17 protein-coding genes are annotated in these 16,979 nt (G+C 73.4%); 4 read left to right on the top strand and 13 right to left on the bottom strand.

The window, feature by feature from the left end:
- Positions 1-7 precede the first annotated feature (7 nt).
- From JQN70_RS12935 to JQN70_RS20170, 3 genes are all read right to left on the bottom strand, one after another.
- Positions 8-502, bottom strand: coding sequence for a hypothetical protein (locus JQN70_RS12935; protein ID WP_204131771.1), 495 nt, complete (start codon positions 500-502; stop codon positions 8-10).
- A gap of 39 nt (positions 503-541) precedes the next feature.
- Entirely contained in the window at positions 542-1,369 is an 828-nt protein-coding gene (locus tag JQN70_RS12930; RefSeq protein ID WP_204131770.1) for an Fpg/Nei family DNA glycosylase, read from the bottom strand.
- A gap of 65 nt (positions 1,370-1,434) precedes the next feature.
- The gene (locus JQN70_RS20170; RefSeq protein ID WP_204131769.1) at positions 1,435-2,133 is read right to left on the bottom strand and encodes a DUF305 domain-containing protein; all 699 of its coding nucleotides are present in this window, start codon (positions 2,131-2,133) and stop codon (positions 1,435-1,437) included.
- A 152-nt stretch (positions 2,134-2,285) separates the two neighbouring features.
- Here JQN70_RS20170 and JQN70_RS12920 point away from each other — a divergent pair, with 152 nt between their 5' ends.
- Positions 2,286-3,704 carry an LVIVD repeat-containing protein gene (locus tag JQN70_RS12920; protein ID WP_204131768.1) on the top strand — a complete coding sequence of 473 codons (1,419 nt, stop codon included), beginning with the start codon at positions 2,286-2,288 and terminating at the stop codon, positions 3,702-3,704.
- A 67-nt stretch (positions 3,705-3,771) separates the two neighbouring features.
- Here JQN70_RS12920 and JQN70_RS12915 read toward each other — a convergent pair whose 3' ends face one another.
- Positions 3,772-4,362 carry an MOSC domain-containing protein gene (locus tag JQN70_RS12915; RefSeq protein ID WP_204131767.1) on the bottom strand — a complete coding sequence of 197 codons (591 nt, stop codon included), beginning with the start codon at positions 4,360-4,362 and terminating at the stop codon, positions 3,772-3,774.
- A gap of 176 nt (positions 4,363-4,538) precedes the next feature.
- Between JQN70_RS12915 and JQN70_RS12910 the strand changes: the two genes are divergently transcribed.
- Positions 4,539-5,408: an HAD family acid phosphatase gene (locus JQN70_RS12910; RefSeq protein ID WP_204131766.1), complete on the top strand. Its 870-nt coding sequence runs from the start codon at positions 4,539-4,541 to the stop codon at positions 5,406-5,408.
- A 15-nt stretch (positions 5,409-5,423) separates the two neighbouring features.
- Here the strand turns inward: JQN70_RS12910 and JQN70_RS12905 are convergent, their stop codons facing one another.
- The 9 genes from JQN70_RS12905 to JQN70_RS12865 all read right to left on the bottom strand — a co-directional run bounded on the left by JQN70_RS12905 (position 5,424) and on the right by JQN70_RS12865 (position 14,641).
- Positions 5,424-6,383, bottom strand: a complete 960-nt coding sequence (locus tag JQN70_RS12905; protein ID WP_307835967.1) for an HhH-GPD family protein — start codon at positions 6,381-6,383, stop codon at positions 5,424-5,426.
- 1 nt (position 6,384) lies between these two features.
- Positions 6,385-7,461, bottom strand: a complete 1,077-nt coding sequence (gene disA, locus JQN70_RS12900; RefSeq protein ID WP_204131837.1) for a DNA integrity scanning diadenylate cyclase DisA — start codon at positions 7,459-7,461, stop codon at positions 6,385-6,387.
- A 267-nt stretch (positions 7,462-7,728) separates the two neighbouring features.
- Positions 7,729-9,132 (bottom strand): DNA repair protein RadA, encoded by a 1,404-nt coding sequence (radA, locus tag JQN70_RS12895; RefSeq protein WP_204131765.1) that lies wholly within the window; start codon positions 9,130-9,132, stop codon positions 7,729-7,731.
- 99 nt (positions 9,133-9,231) lie between these two features.
- Positions 9,232-9,678 carry a 50S ribosomal protein L9 gene (gene rplI / locus JQN70_RS12890; protein WP_204131764.1) on the bottom strand — a complete coding sequence of 149 codons (447 nt, stop codon included), beginning with the start codon at positions 9,676-9,678 and terminating at the stop codon, positions 9,232-9,234.
- A 16-nt stretch (positions 9,679-9,694) separates the two neighbouring features.
- Positions 9,695-9,931, bottom strand: coding sequence for a 30S ribosomal protein S18 (gene rpsR, locus JQN70_RS12885; protein WP_030526145.1), 237 nt, complete (start codon positions 9,929-9,931; stop codon positions 9,695-9,697).
- Positions 9,932-10,032: 101 nt separating this feature from the next.
- Positions 10,033-10,614, bottom strand: coding sequence for a single-stranded DNA-binding protein (locus JQN70_RS12880; protein ID WP_204131763.1), 582 nt, complete (start codon positions 10,612-10,614; stop codon positions 10,033-10,035).
- 46 nt (positions 10,615-10,660) lie between these two features.
- The gene (gene rpsF / locus JQN70_RS12875) at positions 10,661-10,948 is read right to left on the bottom strand and encodes a 30S ribosomal protein S6 (RefSeq protein ID WP_204131762.1); all 288 of its coding nucleotides are present in this window, start codon (positions 10,946-10,948) and stop codon (positions 10,661-10,663) included.
- Positions 10,949-10,979: 31 nt separating this feature from the next.
- A complete protein-coding gene (locus JQN70_RS12870) occupies positions 10,980-12,320 on the bottom strand; it encodes a hypothetical protein (RefSeq protein WP_204131761.1) in 1,341 nt (446 codons plus the stop codon).
- A gap of 101 nt (positions 12,321-12,421) precedes the next feature.
- Entirely contained in the window at positions 12,422-14,641 is a 2,220-nt protein-coding gene (locus JQN70_RS12865) for a transglycosylase domain-containing protein (RefSeq protein WP_204131760.1), read from the bottom strand.
- Positions 14,642-15,136: 495 nt separating this feature from the next.
- Here JQN70_RS12865 and JQN70_RS12860 point away from each other — a divergent pair, with 495 nt between their 5' ends.
- Entirely contained in the window at positions 15,137-15,700 is a 564-nt protein-coding gene (locus tag JQN70_RS12860; RefSeq protein WP_204131759.1) for a PadR family transcriptional regulator, read from the top strand.
- 70 nt (positions 15,701-15,770) lie between these two features.
- On the top strand, positions 15,771-16,862 hold the full coding sequence (locus JQN70_RS12855) for an inositol-3-phosphate synthase (protein WP_204131758.1): 1,092 nt from the start codon (positions 15,771-15,773) through the stop codon (positions 16,860-16,862).
- Positions 16,863-16,979: the final 117 nt, after the last annotated feature.

Genomic DNA, 16,979 nt, shown 5'->3' with positions numbered 1-16,979 from the left:
GGGACGTTCAGGCAGGGGGCGGCCCGGACACCTCGTCGGAGAGCACGGTCATCGCGACGACGAGGTCCGGGCCGCGACGCGACTCGACGAGCACCGGCATCCCCGGCCGGGACAGGTCGAACCAGTAGTGGTCGACCGCGTCGCCGTCGGTGACGGTGTACCGCAGGCAGTCGAGGTCGCCGAGCGGGTGCTCGAGCCGGACCCGTTCGCGCACCGTGCGGTCCGCCGGGAAGGAAGCGTGCGCCTGGAGGTCGACCCACGTGACGGCCTCGCGCGCCGACTCCCCCGCCGGCGCCCCGTCCGGCCCGAGCGGCGTGCGCACCTGGACCGCTCCCGCGTCCCCGGCCTCGGCGTAGACGATGCGCCGGGTCGAGGCCTCCGCCCCGGCCGGCTCCACGCGCACCACCTGGGTGCGACCGTCGGGCGAGGCCGCCCGGATCTCGTCGGCGCTGAACGGGGTCGGGAGGTGCCGGGGGTCCAGCAGGTGCGGGTCGTGGCTCATCGCCCCTGCCTACCAGCCCGGCCGCGCGGCTGTCACGGGTCAGCGCCGCCGCTGGCAGCGCCCGCACCAGAAGAGGTTGCGCCCCGCGACGACCTGCGTCCGGATGCGCGAGCCGCACCGCTCGCAGGGCTCCCCCGCGCGCTTGTAGACCGACGAGGTCCGCACCTCGAGCCGGGGCACCTCGCCGCGGCCGAGCGCCGCCTCGACCTCGAGCACCTGCTCCTCGACGGTGACGATGCGGCCCGTGGCCACCCCGAGGGGCATCAGCCGGACGAGGTCGTCCCAGACGAGCCGCCAGGACGCCGGCCGGACCAGCCGTCCCTCGGTGAACGGCGAGAGCCGGTGCCGCCAGAGCACCTCGGACCGGTAGACGTTGCCGACGCCGGCGAGCACCGCCTGGTCCATGAGCAGCTCGGCCACCGGCCGCGAGGACCGCTGGAGCCGCCGCCACGCCCGGTCGGGATCGGCGTCGGCGCGCAGCGGGTCGGGGCCGAGCCGCTCGAGGACGGCCTCGACCTCCTCCGGCGTCTCCACCGCGCAGAGCGTCGGACCCCGCAGGTCGGCGACGTGCGCCTCGGTGACCATCCGCATCCGCACGGCACCGACGACCGGCGCCTCGGCTGTCCAGGCGCCCTCGTCGACGGTGAAGGTGCCGATGAGCCCGAGGTGCACGTGGACGAACCGGTCCCCGGCGAACTCGAGGAAGAGGTGCTTGCCCCGCGAGCTCGCCGCGAGCAGCTCGTGGCCGGAGACCTGCGCCGCCCCCTCGACGAACCGGCCCTGCGGGCTCGTGACGGTGGGCCGGGTGCCGGCGAACGCGGCGTGGAGGTCGCGGGCGAGCGCGAACAGCGTGTGTCCCTCGGGCATGGCCCCATCCTCCCCGGTCGGGGGCGGGCCGCGGGGCGGGCGCGGGCGTCGGGACGCGCGCCGGGTCAGCGCAGCCGGGCGAGCATCGCGCGCATCTGGGCGATCTGCTTGGTCTGCGTGACGTCGATGTCGGCCGCGATCTCCTCGACCCGCTCGTCGGCGGCCTGGCGCGCGTGCTCCTCGACCATCGTCAGGGCGCCCTGGTGGTGCCGGATCATCAGGGTGAGGAACAGCCGGTCGGCGGCGACGCCCGTGGCGGAGCCGAGGGCGCGCAGCTCCTTCTCGCCGGCCATCCCCGGCATCGAGTGCGCGCCGTGGTCCGCGAGGTGCGGGTTGGTCGCCTCGGGCGGCACGGGGGCGCCCCGCTGCTCGAGGTAGCCGGCCATCGCGTCGATCTCGGGCCGCTGCTCGTCGCGGATGCGCGAGGCCAGCGAGGCGACCTGACGGTCGGTGAGGTCGCCCGCGACGGCGTCGACCATGACGATGGCCTGCGCGTGGTGGGTGACCATGTCGGTGAGGAAGCGGGCGTCGCCCGGCCGCAGGCTCGGGGTGGTGACCGGTGCCGCGGCGGACCCCGTGAGGGTGGCGTTCGGCTCACCCGGGCGCCCCGGCTGCAGCACGGGCACGGAGGGCGTCGCGGGCGTGACGGCCGGGGCCGACCCGCCACCCGACGAGCACGCCACAACCCCCACGAGGGCCCCGACGACGGCCACGCCGGCGGCGGCTCGCCGGAGGGCGACGGTCGGGAACGGGAGGGTCGTCACCCGTTCACCCTAACAACCCACATCGTGGGAATTCTTTACGCTCGGCATACTCTGAGAAGATCCTGAGTGGGGCAGGGTGGCCGGATCACACGCCTGTCCGGACGCGACGCACCCCGTCTCACCTCGCATCCGGCCGACGGATCGGGGATCACATGAGACTCACACGCCTCGTCGCGGTGGCTGCCGCCGCGACCCTGGCCACCACCCTCGGCGGGATCGGCATCGCCGTCGCCGGGGACGGCCGTGACAAGTCCGGGACCCAGCTCGGGGTCGACGAGATCGGCTACAGCCGCACCGTCCAGCACCTGAGCAACACCCCGCCGGTCGGCAGCTTCGCCGGGTCCACCGGGTCCGACATCGCCTTCCAGGACCACTACGCGTTCGCCGGGAACTACAACGGGTTCGTCATCTACGACATCTCCAACCCCAAGCGCCCCAGGACCGTCGCCCAGGTCAGCTGCCCGGGGTCGCAGAACGACGTCACGGTCAACGGCAACCTGCTGTACCTCTCCACCGACTCCTCGCGCAGTGACGACAGCTGCTCGAGCACGACGGCGTCGGCCACGGAGAAGTCGTCGTGGGAGGGCATCAAGATCTTCGACATCAAGAACAAGTCGGCCCCCCGCTACCTCAAGGCCGTCGAGACCAAGTGCGGGTCGCACACGCACTCGCTGCTCCCCGGCAAGGGCAAGAACAAGGGCAACGACTACCTCTACGTCTCGAGTTACTCGCCGAACGCGACCTTCCCGGACTGCCAGCCGCCACACGACATCATCTCGATCGTCGAGGTGCCGACGAAGAACCCCGCGGCCTCGCGGGTCGTCGCGACGCCGAACCTCTTCCCCGACGGCGGCAACCCCGGCGGCACCGGCCCGACCGGCGCCGGCTACTCGGCGACCACCGGGTGCCACGACATCACCGTCTACCCGAAGAAGGACCTCGCCGCCGGCGCGTGCATGGGCGACGGCATCATCATGGACGTCAAGGACCCGAAGGCGCCCACGGTCATCGAGCGGGTCAGCGACACCGAGAACTTCGCGTTCTGGCACTCGGCCACGTTCAACAACGACGCCACCAAGGTCGTCTTCACCGACGAGCTCGGCGGCGGCGGCGCGGCCACGTGCAACACCACGGTCGGCCCGACCCGTGGCGCGAACGCGATCTACGACCTGTCCAAGCGCAACAAGCTGACCTTCAAGTCGTACTACAAGATCCCGCGCAACCAGTTCGACACCGAGAACTGCGTGGCCCACAACGGCTCGCTCGTCCCGGTCAAGGGCCGTGACGTGATGGTCCAGTCCTGGTACCAGGGCGGGACCTCGGTCTGGGACTTCACCGACTCCGAGAACCCGAAGGAGATCGGCTACTTCGAGCGCGGCCCGATCAGCAAGACCACGCTCGTCGGTGGCGGCACGTGGTCGAGCTACTACTACAACGGGTTCGTCTACTCGAACGACCTCGTCAAGGGCTTCGACGTGCTCAAGCTCAAGGACACGTCGCTCAAGCCCGCCGAGTCGGTCCACCTGGACCAGCTCAACCCGCAGTCCCAGCCGGTCTACAGGACGCGCTGACCCGACGCACGGAGCGGCCCGTCCCCTCGTCGGGGGCGGGCCGTTCCGTGTGTCGCGGGGCCGGGCGTCAGGCGGGGCGCTCGACGGTCACCGGGTCGCCGGGACGGACGCGGCCCGCGACGACGACCCTGGCGTTGAGGCCGCGCAGCCGCAGCGGACGGCCGACCTCGCCGTTGACGAAGCGCATCGCCTCGGCGCCGAAGCGCTCGACGAACTTCGCGCAGCCGGTGTGCGGCGCCTCGGTGACCTCGACGACGGCCCCGCGCGTGCCGGGGTCGCCGATGACCAGCCGGGTTTCGGCCGGCAGGTTCTCGTGGGACAGGTCGAGGTCGAGGTAGAGCTGGTCGCCCGCGAGCGCCCGCCGCTCGGGCTCGCCCGCGAGGAACGCGACGAGCCGGGCGTTCATCACGTTGAGCTGCATGTCGGGGCGGGCGCTGCCGTCCGGGGTGCGGCTGCTGCCGCGGACCCGCCAGCCGTCACCGACGAGACCCTCGACGAGGTCGAGCTCGCCCTCGTCGAGCACCTCGCGCTCGCCCGGCACCGGCCGGCGCACGAGCAGCTCGAGGGTGCCGACGTCGCGGGGGCTGTCGGCGAGGAGGGTCGGCAGGAACGCCTCGAGCTCCTCCGGGGTGCGGTGGCGCAGCGCGGTCTCGATCACGCGAGCCAGTGTGGCGGGCCGACGCCCCCGCGCGCCACGACGTCCCGGCAGGCGGCCGGGCACCGACTGAGAGCCCGCTGAGGTGGTCCCCGGAGCCCGCCCGGTCCTCCGGCGCCACCGGGACCCGGCCGCGGCTAGCGTGCCGCCGTCATGACCGCCCTGAGGAGGACCCCTCGATGAAGCTCCGTGCCCGTTCCCTGTCCCGCCGCACGACGACGGCCACCGCCCTCGTCTGCGCCGCGCTCGTCGGCGGTGGCGTCGCCTACGCCGCGACCGCCGAGCCCGCCATCACGACCTTCACCCCCCGCTCGGCGGACCAGGTGACCAACATCGACGTGCTGCGCCAGCAGCTGCGCAACTACTACGGCGACCCGCTGGGCACCGGCACCTTCGCCCCGGACGGCAACTACGCGAAGGAGGCCGCGTCGGTCGCCCGCGCCGGCTCGCGCTGGCTCGACGACCGCGGCCACGAGCACGGCCGGTCCGATTACCGCGACCGCCACCACCACGGCACGAAGGCCATCGTCCTCGACGTCGACGACACGAGCCTCACGACGTGGAACTACGAGATCGCGAGCAACTGGGCCTACAACCCGAGCACCAACGGCCAGTACGTCACCGACCAGAAGTTCCCGGCGACCCCGGGCATGGTCGAGATGGCGACCCGGGCGGCGAAGGAGGGCTACGCGGTCTTCTTCCTCACCGGCCGGCCGACCTCGCAGGAGGCCGCGACCCTCGGCAACCTCACGTCCGACGGGGTCGGCGTCGACGCCGGCTACCCCGCCCCGACGCAGCTGCGCAACGGCGAGGACGGCCTCTTCACCAAGCCCGACGTCGCGGCCTACCCCGACTACCTCCAGAAGGCCTGCGCGGCCGACCCGGGCGGCAAGTGCACGACGATCCACTACAAGTCGGCGACCCGCGCCCACATCGAGTCCCTCGGCTACGACATCGTCGCGAACTTCGGCGACCAGTACAGCGACCTCAAGGGTGGGTACGCCGACCGCACCTTCAAGCTGCCGAACCCGAACTACTACCTGCCCTGACCGGCGGGAGGCGGCTCAGGCGGGGAGGCGGAAGGCCTCCCCGCCCGGGCCGTCCGGGCCGTCCGGGCCGTCCGGGCCGACCGGGCCCGGCACCGGCTCGACGAGGCCGTCCTCGACGAGCGATGCGAGACAGCGCTCGACCTGTGCGGCGTGCTGCCGCGCGTCGAGCCCGAGCCGGGTGAGCACCTCGTCCTCGAGCAGGGGCCGTGGGACGGGGTGCTCCCCCTCGCGCAGCACCTGGACGAGCGCACCGCGCACCTGCCGGTCGGTGCCGTGCCAGGCCTGCCCGCGGCGGGGCGGCCCGTCGTCCGGCGGGCTGCCCGCCGCGACCCAGGCGCAGACGTCCGCGAGCGGGCAGGCGCCGCACTCGGGCGTCCGGGCGCGGCAGACGAGTGCGCCGAGCTCCATCACCGCGACGTTCCACACCGCGCTCGTCGCCGGGTCGTCCGGGACGAGCGAGGCCGCCAGCCGGGTCTCGGCGGCGGTGAGCGACGGGGAGGCCAGCGCCCGGCCCTCCACCGCCCGGGCCAGCACCCGCCGGACGTTCGTGTCGACGACCACCGAGCGCCGGCCGAACGCGAAGGCCGCGACGGCCGCCGCGGTGTAGGTGCCGACGCCGGGGAGGGCGCGCAGGGCCTCCTCGTCCGGCGGCAGCTCGCCACCGTGGCGCTCGACGACGACGACCGCCGCCTCGCGCAGCCGCAGCGCCCGCCGCGGGTAGCCGAGCCGGCCCCAGGCCCGGACGACGTCGCCGGGGGTGGCCGCCGCGAGGGCGGCGGGGGTCGGCCAGCGCTCCATCCACTCGCGCCACACCGGCTCGACGCGGCCGACCGGCGTCTGCTGGGCCATCACCTCGGAGACGTGGACGCCCCACGGGGTCGTGGCCGGGTCGCGCCACGGGAGGGGCCGGGCGTGCTCGGCGTACCAGTCGAGGACGCGCCGGTGGAGGACCTCGCGGGGTGGGGCCGCGGGCACGTCAGACGTAGCGCTCGAGGATGCTCGTCTCGGCCAGGCGCGAGAGGCCCTCGCGGACCAGGCGGGCCCGGCCCTCGCCGACGCCGTCGACGTCCATGAGGTCGTCGATGTTCGCCGCGAGCAGCTTCTGGAGGCTGCCGAAGTGGGTGACCAGACGGTCGACGATGGCCCCGGGCAGGCGGGGCACCTTCGAGAGCAGGCGGTGGCCGAGCGGGCTGACCGAGGAGTCGAGGGAGTCACCGACGACGGTGAAGCCCATGGCCTTGGCGCCGGCGGCGGGGTCGAGCAGCTCGGTGGAGTCGATGGCCGTGAGGTTGTCGACGGCCTCGTCGAGGGTGAAGCCGGCCTTGGCCTCGGGGAGGTAGTCGCGGATGACGAGGCCGAGGTCGTCGGAGAGCCCGCCGGTGAGCTCCTCGAGCTGGAGGCTGAGGAGGCGGCCGTCGGTGCCGAGCTGGACGACGTACTCGGCGATCTCGTCCTTGATCCGGCGCACCATCTCGAGGCGCTGCAGGACGTTGGCGACGTCGCGGACGGTGACGAGGTCCTCGATCTCGAGCGCCGACAGGGTGCCGGTGACCTCGTCGAGGCGCGACTTGTAGCGCTCGAGGGTCTGCAGGGCCTGGTTGGCGCGGGACAGGATGGCGCTGGAGTCCTCGAGGACGATGCGCCGGCCGGCCACGTAGAGCTGGATGATGCGCATCGACTGGCTGACCGAGACGACGGGGAAGCCGGTCTGCTTCGCGACGCGCTCGGCGGTGCGGTGGCGCGTGCCGGACTCGAGGGTCTCGATGCCGGCGTCGGGCAGCAGCTGGGTGGCGGCGCGCAGGATGCGGGTGACGTCGCGGTCGACGACGACGCCGCCGTCCATCTTCGCGAGCTCGCGCAGGCGGGTCGCCGAGAACTCGATGTCGAGCGGGAAGCCGCCGGTGGCGATCTGGTCGATGACCCGGTCGTGGCCGAGGACGATGAGGGCGCCGGTGCGGCCCCGGAGGATGCGCTCGAGGCCGTCGCGCAGCTCGGTGCCGGGGGCGACCGCGGCGAGGGTGGCGCGCAGGAGGTCGTCCTCGCTCTGCGGCACGCTCACTCCTCCTCCTTCGCGGGTTCCGGGGCCCCCGGGCCCACGCGGGGTGGCGGGCCGGTCCGGCGCGATCCTATCGGGCGGTCGGTCACGGGACGGTCTCGATCTGCGGGACCTCGCAGGGGCCGCGCCGCGGGTCGAGGTGAAACCCGACCAGCAGGCGGTCCTGCATCACCTCGACCCCAGCAGCTCACCCACGGGTCGAGGTGAAACCCGACCACCACAGGGTCCTGCATCACCTCGACCCCAGCAGCCACGCCGATGGCGTCAGCGGGCGGGAACCTCGTGCAGCGCCCGGCCGACCGCCTCGGCGACGGTGCCCACCTCGAGGACCGACAGCCCGTCGGGTACCGGCCCGGCCCCGAGCACCCCAGCAGGCACGACCGCCCGGGTGAACCCGAGGCGCGCGGCCTCGGCGAGCCGGCGGTGCGCTCCGGTGACCGGACGGACCTCGCCGGCCAGCCCGACCTCCCCGAAGGCCACCGTGCCCTCGGGCAGCGGCCGGTCGGTGATCGCCCCGGCGAGCGCGAGCGTGATGGCGAGGTCGGCGGCCGGCTCGGCGAGGCGCACGCCGCCGACGGTCGAGAGGTAGGCGTCGCTGGAGCCGATGGGCGCCCGGGCCCGCTTGTCGAGGACGGCCAGCACCATGTTGACCCGGGCGGAGTCGAGGCCGCTCGTCGCCCGGCGCGGCGTGGCCAGGGACGACGCGGTGACCAGCGCCTGCACCTCGGTGACGAGCGGCCGCCGTCCCTCGAGCGTGACGGTGACGCAGGTCCCGGCCACCGCCGCCGTCCGGCCCGAGAGGAAGAGGCCGCTGGGGTCGGCCAGCCCGACGATGCCGACGTCGGAGAGGTCGAAGCAGCCGACCTCGTCGGTCGGGCCGTACCGGTTCTTCACGGCCCGGACGAGCCGCAGCCGCGAGTGCCGGTCGCCCTCGAACTGCACGACGACGTCGACGAGGTGCTCGAGGACCCGCGGACCGGCGATCGAGCCGTCCTTGGTGACGTGGCCGACGAGGAGCACCGCGATGCCGCGCGCCTTGGCCACCTGGATGAGGGAGGCCGCGACCTCGCGGACCTGGGTGACGTTGCCGGCCGACCCCTCGACCTCGGCGCTGGCCACGGTCTGCACGGAGTCGACGACGAGCAGCTCGGGCTGCACCTGCTCGACCTGCCCGAGCACGGTCGCGAGGTCGGTCTCGCTCGCGAGGTAGAGCGAGCGGGCCATCGCCTCGATGCGCTCGGCGCGGGCCCGGACCTGCGCGGCGGACTCCTCGCCGCTGACGTAGAGAACGCGGCGCTCGCCGTGCTCGCCGGAGCGCGCGGCCCGCCCGGCGACGTCGAGGAGCAGCGTGGACTTGCCGATGCCCGGCTCGCCCGCGACGAGCACCACGGCCCCCGGCACGAGCCCGCCGCCGAGCACTCGGTCGAACTCGGCGACCCCGGTGGGGCGGGCGACGGCGTGCGTGACGTCGACCTCGGCGATGGGCAGCGCCGGCCGCTCGACGGTGCTGGCGGCCGTGGTGCGCGCCGTGACCGCCCCCACCTCGGCGACCGACCCCCACGCCTGGCACTCGCCGCACCGGCCGACCCACTTGGCGGTCTGCCACCCGCACTCGGAGCAGCGGAAGGCGCTCGCCCCCTTGCCCCGTCGTGCGGTCGTCCCGGCCATGGGCGTCACCCTAGGCCGCGCCGCCGACACGACCCGGGTCGGACGCGCGAGGGCCCCGGACCGCAGTGGTCCGGGGCCCTCGGTGTCGAGGTGTCGGCGTCAGCCGGCGACGACGTCGAGCTCGACGGTCGCCTGGACCTCCGGGTGCAGGCGCACGAGCGCCGTGTGCGACCCGGTGGTCTTGATCGGGCTGGGGACCTCGATCCGGCGGCGGTCGAGCTCGGGGCCGCCCGCGGCCTTGACCGCCGCGGCGATGTCGGCGGTGGAGACGGCGCCGAAGAGGCGGCCGCCGGTGCCCGCGTGCGCGGTGACGGTGACGGCGTTCGCCTCGAGGTTGCCCTTGATGGACTTCGCCTCCTCGAGCGACTTCACCTCGCGGGTCGCACGACCCTTGGCGATGGAGTCGACCTGCTTCTGGCCGCCCTTGGTCCACGCCGTCGCGAGGCTGCGACGGAAGAGGAAGTTGCGGGCGTAGCCGTCCTTGACGTCGACGACGTCACCGGCGGTGCCGAGGCCGGTGACCTCGTGGGTGAGGATGACCTTCATCTGTCGGCTCCTTCGCTCAGCGGGACGAGGACGAGTACGGGAGGAGCGCCATCTCACGGGCGTTCTTCACCGCGTTGGCGATGAGGCGCTGCTCCTGGACCGAGACGCCGGTCACCCGACGCGCACGGATCTTGCCGCGGTCGGAGATGAACTTGCGCAGCAGCGCGACGTCCTTGTAGTCGATGTTCTCGACCTTCGCCGCCTTGAGCGGGTTGGCCTTCTTCTTCGGCTTGCGAATGGCGGGCTTGGCCATCGTGGTGCTCTCCTTCTGCCGGCCGGGCCGGCGGATGAGCCCCGGTCACCCGGGGATGGTGTCTGTCTGGTGTGGTGCGAGTCGTCGGCGGGGCCGACGGCTCAGAAGGGGGGCTCGTCGTAGCTCGGCGCCTGGCCCCAGCCGCCGCCCTGCTGACCACCCTGCTGCGGCTGCTGCTGCGGGGCCTGCTGGCCACCGCCCCAGCCGCCCTGCTGGCCGCCGCCACCCTGCTGGGGGGCGGAGCCACCGGTGGCCCACGGGTCGTTCTGCTGGAAGCCGCCGCCACCGCCACCGAAGCCGCCACCCGAGCCACCGCCGCGCTCGGCCTTGGTGACCTTCGCGGAGGCGTAGCGCAGGGACGGGCCGACCTCGTCGACCTCGAGCTCCATGACGGTGCGCTTCTCGCCCTCCTTGGTCTCGTACGAGCGCGACTTCAGCCGGCCCGAGACGAGGACGCGGGTGCCCCGGTGGAGCGACTCGGCGACGTTCTCGGCCGCGTCGCGCCAGATGGAGCACCGCATGAAGAGCGTCTCGCCGTCCTTCCACTCGTTGGACTGGCGGTCGAACTGGCGCGGCGTGGAGGCCACGGTGAAGTTGGCGACCGCGGCACCCGAGGGGGTGAAGCGGAGCTCGGGGTCGGCGGTGAGGTTGCCGATGATGGTGATGACGGTGTCGCCTGCCATGACGTGCGTCCCTTCGGGGTCGGTGCGTTGGGCTGGGGACGGAGGCTCAGGCGCCGGGGCGCAGGAGCTTGGTCCGCATGACCGACTCGTTGAGGCCGAGCTGGCGGTCGAGCTCCTTGGCCGTGGCCGGCTCGGAGGTGAAGTTGACGACGGCGTAGATGCCCTCGGCCTTCTTCTTGATCTCGTACGCGAGGCGACGACGGCCCCAGACATCGATCGTGTCGACGGTCCCGCCGTCGGTCGTGATGACCTTGAGGAACTTCTCCAGCGAGGGCTGGACGGTCCGGTCGTCGAGCTCGGGGTCGAGGATGACCATGAGTTCGTACTGACGCATGCGCTAACCCGCCTCCTTCGGTCTCAAGCGGTCACGGTCTCTCCGTGACAGGAGGGTATGCGGTGCGGCCCGGGGCCCCCGTCGAGATGTCCACAGGGTGCCCGGTGGGCAACCGCTCCAGCGTACCCGCAGGCGGCGGATCGCCCCAACTCGCGGCCGGCTCCGGCGCGAGGGGCCCCGGCCGGCGCGGGGACACGACGCCCCAGGTGGCCCGGGCCCAGACCACCCAGCCGATCCGCCCGAGCGCGACGAGGCGCAGCGCGAGGGCGGTCGCGTACCACCCGGCCGGCAGGCCGTGGCCGGGGTCGCTCGCGGCTCCCAGCCAGCCGAAGAGGGCGACCGCGTGGACGACCTCGGCCCCCGCCCAGACGAGGTGGTCGCGCCACGGGACGCCCGCGAGCGCGACGAAGGGCACGAGCCACAGTGCCGCCGCCGGAGGCAGCGCGGGGGCGGTGAGAAGAACGACGACGAGGGCGAGCAGCGCGACGTCGGCGACCGGCGGCCGGGGCGTGCGGCGGGAGGCGACGACGGCGAGCCAGCCGGCGACGAGCATCCCGGACAGGGCGAACCCCGCGACGACCGACGCCCCGAGCGGGTGGCGGGCGAGGGTCGGGACGAACCACACCGACCCCGCGGCCGCGCCGTCGGAGAACCACGCGGTGACCGGGCGCAGGAGGAGGCCGAGGTCGACCGCAGCCACCGGTCCGACGACGAGGAGCAGGGTGACCCCGGTGGCCACGAGCAGGCGGCGCGCGGCGTCGCGGACCCCGGCCGGTGGCACGAGCGCCATCGCGAGGAGCACCGGTGCGGCGAGCAGGCCGCCGAGCAGGGCGAGGGCCCCGAGCGCCCCGGCGAGGACCGGCCGACCGCGCCCCCACGCCCAGACGGCGACGACGGCGAGGGCGAGCGGCACGAGGTCGACCGAGAGCAGGACCGCGAGGGCGAGCACGGGCGAGAGGGCCAGGGCCACCGGGTCGGCGAGCGGATGACCCCGCACCGTCCCGACGGCGAGCACGAGCCCGGCGAGCAGTACCGCGGCGAGCAGCGTCCACGCGACGAGGACCCAGCGCTGCTGCGCGAGACCGGCACCCGGCGCGAGCGAGGCGAGCGAGGACGTGACCAGCCCGCGGACGACCGGGACGTCGAGCGTGGTGCGGCCCCCCAGCCAGGCCCCGAGACCGAGGCCCGCACGGTCCTCGACGAGGGAGGCGAACAGCGGTGACGCGCACTGCCGCCACACCGGTGCGCGGCCCTCCCACCCGGTGCCGGCGCAGGCGGCCTGGCGCAGGGCGGCGACGAGCAGCGGCAGGCCGAGGAGGAGGACGACGGGCGCGAGCCGGGCCAGCCCGGCGGGCCCGGTCGGTGCGGGCACGGCCCGGGCACCCCGGGGCCCCCCGACCACCGTCAGCAGGCGGTCGGGGAGCGGGACGGGCCCTCCGGGCGCGGGCGGCACCGGCGTCGGGGCGTCGCCGGTCAGCCCGTGCCGGGGGACGGCTGCCCGCCCGGCGAGGACGGCGGGCCGGTGGGCAGCGTCGGCAGCGGGTTGCTCGCGGACGGGCTCGGCGACTCGCTCGGCGGCGGCGCGCTCGAGCTCGGCGGCGCACTGCTCGACGGCGGCGCGCTGCTCGACGGCGGACGGGTCGTCGTGGGCGGCGGCGGGTCGGCGTCCTGGTTGACGTGCGCCGGCGTCGGAAAGTCGACGACCTTGGAGTCGCCGAGCGCGGCCTTCATGTACGCCGTCCAGATGCGGGTCGGGAAGGTGCCGCCGGTGATGGAGCCGTCGTTCGGCAGGTTCTCCATCGCGAGCTCCTTGCCGTCCTCGGCGGAGCGGTACAGCCCGACGGCCGTCGCGAGCTGCGGCACGTAGCCGTCGAACCACGCCGAGCGGAACGACTCCGAGGTGCCGGTCTTGCCGGCCGCCGGCCGCCCGAGGTTCTGGCCGACGTACCGGGCCGTGCCGCCGTTGACCGGCTCCTGCATCGCGTCGATGACGTCGGACATCAGCTTCTTGTCGAAGACCTGCTGGGTCTTCGGCTCGGCCTTGATGGTCGGCAGGGTCTTGTCGGCGAACCCGATCTGCTTGACGAGGTACGGGTCGGCGCGCGTGCCCTGGGCGGCGATCGTCGCGTACGCGGTGGCCATGTCCATGACCGTCACGTAGTCGGTGCCGAGCACGTCGGCCATGTTCGGCTCGAGCTTCGAGCGGACGCCGGCGTCCTCGGCGGCCTTCATCGTGTTCTCCGGACCGGCGAGGATGTTCAGCGCCGCGTAGACGGTGTTGACCGAGTGCCCGGTGGCGGTCAGCAGGTCGATGTTGCCGAACTGCTCGTTGCCGAAGTTCTTCACCCGGCCCCGGCGCTGGTTCTCGGTGGAGCCGTTCGGGTCGGCGAACTCCTTGAAGTACTGCGGGCTGTAGCCGGGGAAGCGGCTGCGGGTGCTGACCTCCTCGGACTGCAGGGCCGCGATGAGCGTGAAGATCTTGAACGTCGAGCCGGCCTGCATCTTGGCCTGGGTGGCGTTGTTCAGCGCCCGGTCGGCGAAGTCCTCGCCGCCGTAGAGCGCGACGACGGCACCGTCGCCGGGCTTGATGGAGACCAGCCCCTCGTGGATGTCCTTCTGCTTCGGCTGCTCGTCCTTGACCGCCTTGACCGCGGCCGCCTGCTTGCCGCGCTCGATCGTCGAGACGACGCGCAGGCCGCCGCGCTGGACGTCGGCCTCGGAGAGCTTGTACTTGCCGACGAGCTCCTTCTTCACGAGGTCGACGATGTAGCCGGCCGTGCCGCCGAGGGCCTTGGGCTTGTAGGCCGGGACGGCGTCGAGCATCTTCGGGACGTCGGCGTCCTGGCGCTCCTCGGGGGTCAGCCACTTCTTCGTGACCATCGCGTCGAGGATGTAGCTGCTGCGCGTCTCGGCGTTCTTGCGCTGCTGGTCGCCGAGTGTCGGGTCGTAGAGCGAGGGCCCGCGGATGATCGAGGCGAGCAGGGCCGACTGCTCGGGGTTGAGGTCCTTGGCGTGCACCTTCGGGCCGAAGTAGGCCTGGGCGGCGGTCTCGATGCCGTACGCGCCCCGGCCGTAGTAGATCGTGTTGAGGTAGTTGGCGAGGATCTCGTCCTTGGACTGCTGCTTGTCGATCTTCAGCGCGAGGAGGATCTCGCGGGCCTTGCGGGTCAGCGTGCGGTCCTGGGTGAGGAAGTAGTTCTTGACGTACTGCTGGGTGATCGTCGACCCGCCCTGCGTCGCCTGCCCGCCCTTGACCGCGACCCAGACCGCCCGCGCGATGCCGGTGGGGCTGATGCCGCTGTTCTGGTAGAAGTCGCGGTCCTCGGCGGCGAGGATCGCGTGCTGCATGTTCGGGCTGATCTGGTCCAGCGGCACCGAGACGCGGTTGCCGCCCTCGTCGGAGAGCCGCGCGAGCTCGGTCTTGCCGTCGGAGTAGTAGACGATGCTCGCCTGGGCCCGGACCATCGCGTTCGGCTCGGGGATGTCGGTCATCGCGTACGCGACCCCGAACCCGGCGATGCCGAGGACGAAGAGCCCGAGCGCGGTCCACATCCCCCGGCGCAGCCAGGTGCGGCGCCGCGAGCGCGGTGCCGTGCGGCCCGGGCCGGACCCCGAGGAGCCACCTCGTCCGGAGGATCGGGTGGCGGCGGCCTGCTTGGCCTCGGCGCGGGTTCGGGGCTTGCGCTGCGTCATGGGCTTCCGGGGGACGGGGACGGGGGGTGGGGGGTTCGGGCGCCGCTCGCGAGCGCACCCACCGGCCAGTATGACGACGCCGTCTGGGAAAAACCCAAACGCCGCCGAACCGGTGCACCCGGCGCTCGGTGGCATGTCCGACCCCGGCCCCGGCGCCCGGGCCGGCGACCGGTCCGGCCGCCGGGGTCGCGCCTCACGCGTATCGGGTGACCCGGGTTCGCTGCGCTTCACCCCGGAACCGTTCCCGGGGAAAGCGCGGCCGTATCGGGTGACCCGATACGCGGGTGACTCGTGGGGCGGGCGGGCGGATCCCACGGCCCCGGATCCCACGGACCCCGAGCCGCCGAACCGGTGCACCCGACGCGCGACGGGGCGGACCCGACAACCGGCCGCCGGGCGCCGATGTATCGGCCCGATATATCTGTGTTAGCGTCGAGGTGACAAGGTCCGAGTTTGTCACCTCGGACCCCGCGCCCCGACCCGCAGGAGGAGACCGTGGTCCCACGCCGCGCCCAGCTCCTCGAGTTCGCCGTCCTCGGCCTCCTCCACGAGGGCCCGACCCACGGCTACGACCTGCGCCGCCGGCTCAACGAGGCGCTCGGTCCGTTCCGGGCCCTGTCCTACGGCACGCTCTACCCGGCGCTGAAGACCCTCCTCGGCCGCGGGCTCATCGCCGAGGCCCCCGACCCCGGCCGCCGCGGCAAGCGCCCGCGCGTCGTCTACGAGCTGACCGCCGCCGGCAAGGAGCACTTCGCCGACCTCGTCGCGCGCGCCGACTCCTCGGCCTACGAGGACGACGCGTTCGACGTCCGCTTCGCGTTCTTCGCCCGCACCGAGAGCGAGGTGCGCCTGCGCATCCTCGAGGGCCGGCGCGGCCGCCTCGAGGACGACCTCGAGCGGGTCCGCGAGCGCGCGGTCCGCAGCCGCGAGCGCCTCGACTCCTACACCGCGGCCCTCCAGCAGCACGGCGAGGAGCGGGCCGAGCGCGAGGTCCGCTGGCTCACCGAGCTCATCGACGCCGAGCGGCGTCACCCCACCGACCCCGGCCCCCAGCCGTAGGGCCCCGGGCGCTCGCGCCCACGGACCCGTCCCGTCCCCCGTCCACCCCATCCCGTCACAGGAGCAAGTCATGGGTTCCATCCGCGTCGCCGTCGTCGGAGTCGGCAACTGCGCGTCCTCCCTCGTCCAGGGCGTCCACTACTACCGCGACGCCGACCCGGCCTCGACCGTCCCCGGTCTGATGCACGTCGCGTTCGGCGAGTACCACGTGCGCGACGTCGAGTTCGTCGCCGCGTTCGACGTCGACGACAAGAAGGTCGGCAAGGACCTCGCCGAGGCCATCAACGCCTCCGAGAACAACACCATCAAGATCGCCGACGTCCCCACCACCGGTGTCACCGTCCAGCGCGGCCACACCCTCGACGGCCTCGGCAAGTACTACAAGCAGACGATCGACGAGTCGGGCGCCGAGCCGGTCGACGTCGTCGCCGCCCTGCGCGACGCGAAGGTCGACGTCCTCGTCTCCTACCTCCCGGTGGGCTCTGAGCAGGCCGACAAGTTCTACGCGCAGTGCGCCATCGACGCCGGCGTCGCGTTCGTCAACGCCCTGCCGGTGTTCATCGCCTCCGACCCCGAGTGGGCCGCGAAGTTCGAGGCCGCCGGCGTGCCGGTCATCGGTGACGACATCAAGTCCCAGGTCGGCGCGACGATCACCCACCGCGTCATGGCCAAGCTCTTCGAGGACCGCGGCGTGCAGCTCGACCGCACCTACCAGCTCAACGTCGGCGGCAACATGGACTTCAAGAACATGCTCGAGCGCGAGCGCCTGGAGTCCAAGAAGATCAGCAAGACCCAGGCCGTCACGAGCAACCTCACCGGGGCCCTCGCCGGCAAGACCGAGGACCGCAACGTCCACATCGGCCCGTCCGACTACGTCGCGTGGCTCGACGACCGCAAGTGGGCCTACGTGCGCCTCGAGGGTCGCGCGTTCGGCGACGTCCCGCTGAACCTCGAGTACAAGCTCGAGGTCTGGGACTCCCCGAACTCGGCCGGCATCATCATCGACGCCATCCGCGCGGCGAAGATCGCCAAGGACCGCGGCATCGGCGGCGCCCTGCTCTCGGCATCGTCCTACCTCATGAAGTCGCCGCCGGAGCAGCGCCCCGACGAGGTCGGCCGCGCCCGCCTCGAGGCGTTCATCACCGGCGACGAGGAGCGCTGAGGCGCAGCACGACCCCAGCACGCACGAGCGGGGCGGCCCCCCCCCCGGGGGCGCCCCCCGCGGGGGCGGGGGGGGGGGGGTTGGGGTGATGTTGGAGTTGGCGGCGTGCGGGGGGGA

The sequence above is a fragment of the Phycicoccus sonneratiae genome, from assembly GCF_016887965.1.
Classification (GTDB): domain Bacteria; phylum Actinomycetota; class Actinomycetes; order Actinomycetales; family Dermatophilaceae; genus Phycicoccus; species Phycicoccus sonneratiae.
The sequence above is the reverse complement of the archived record's forward strand: the minus strand, read 5'-3'. Positions and strand labels throughout refer to the sequence as shown.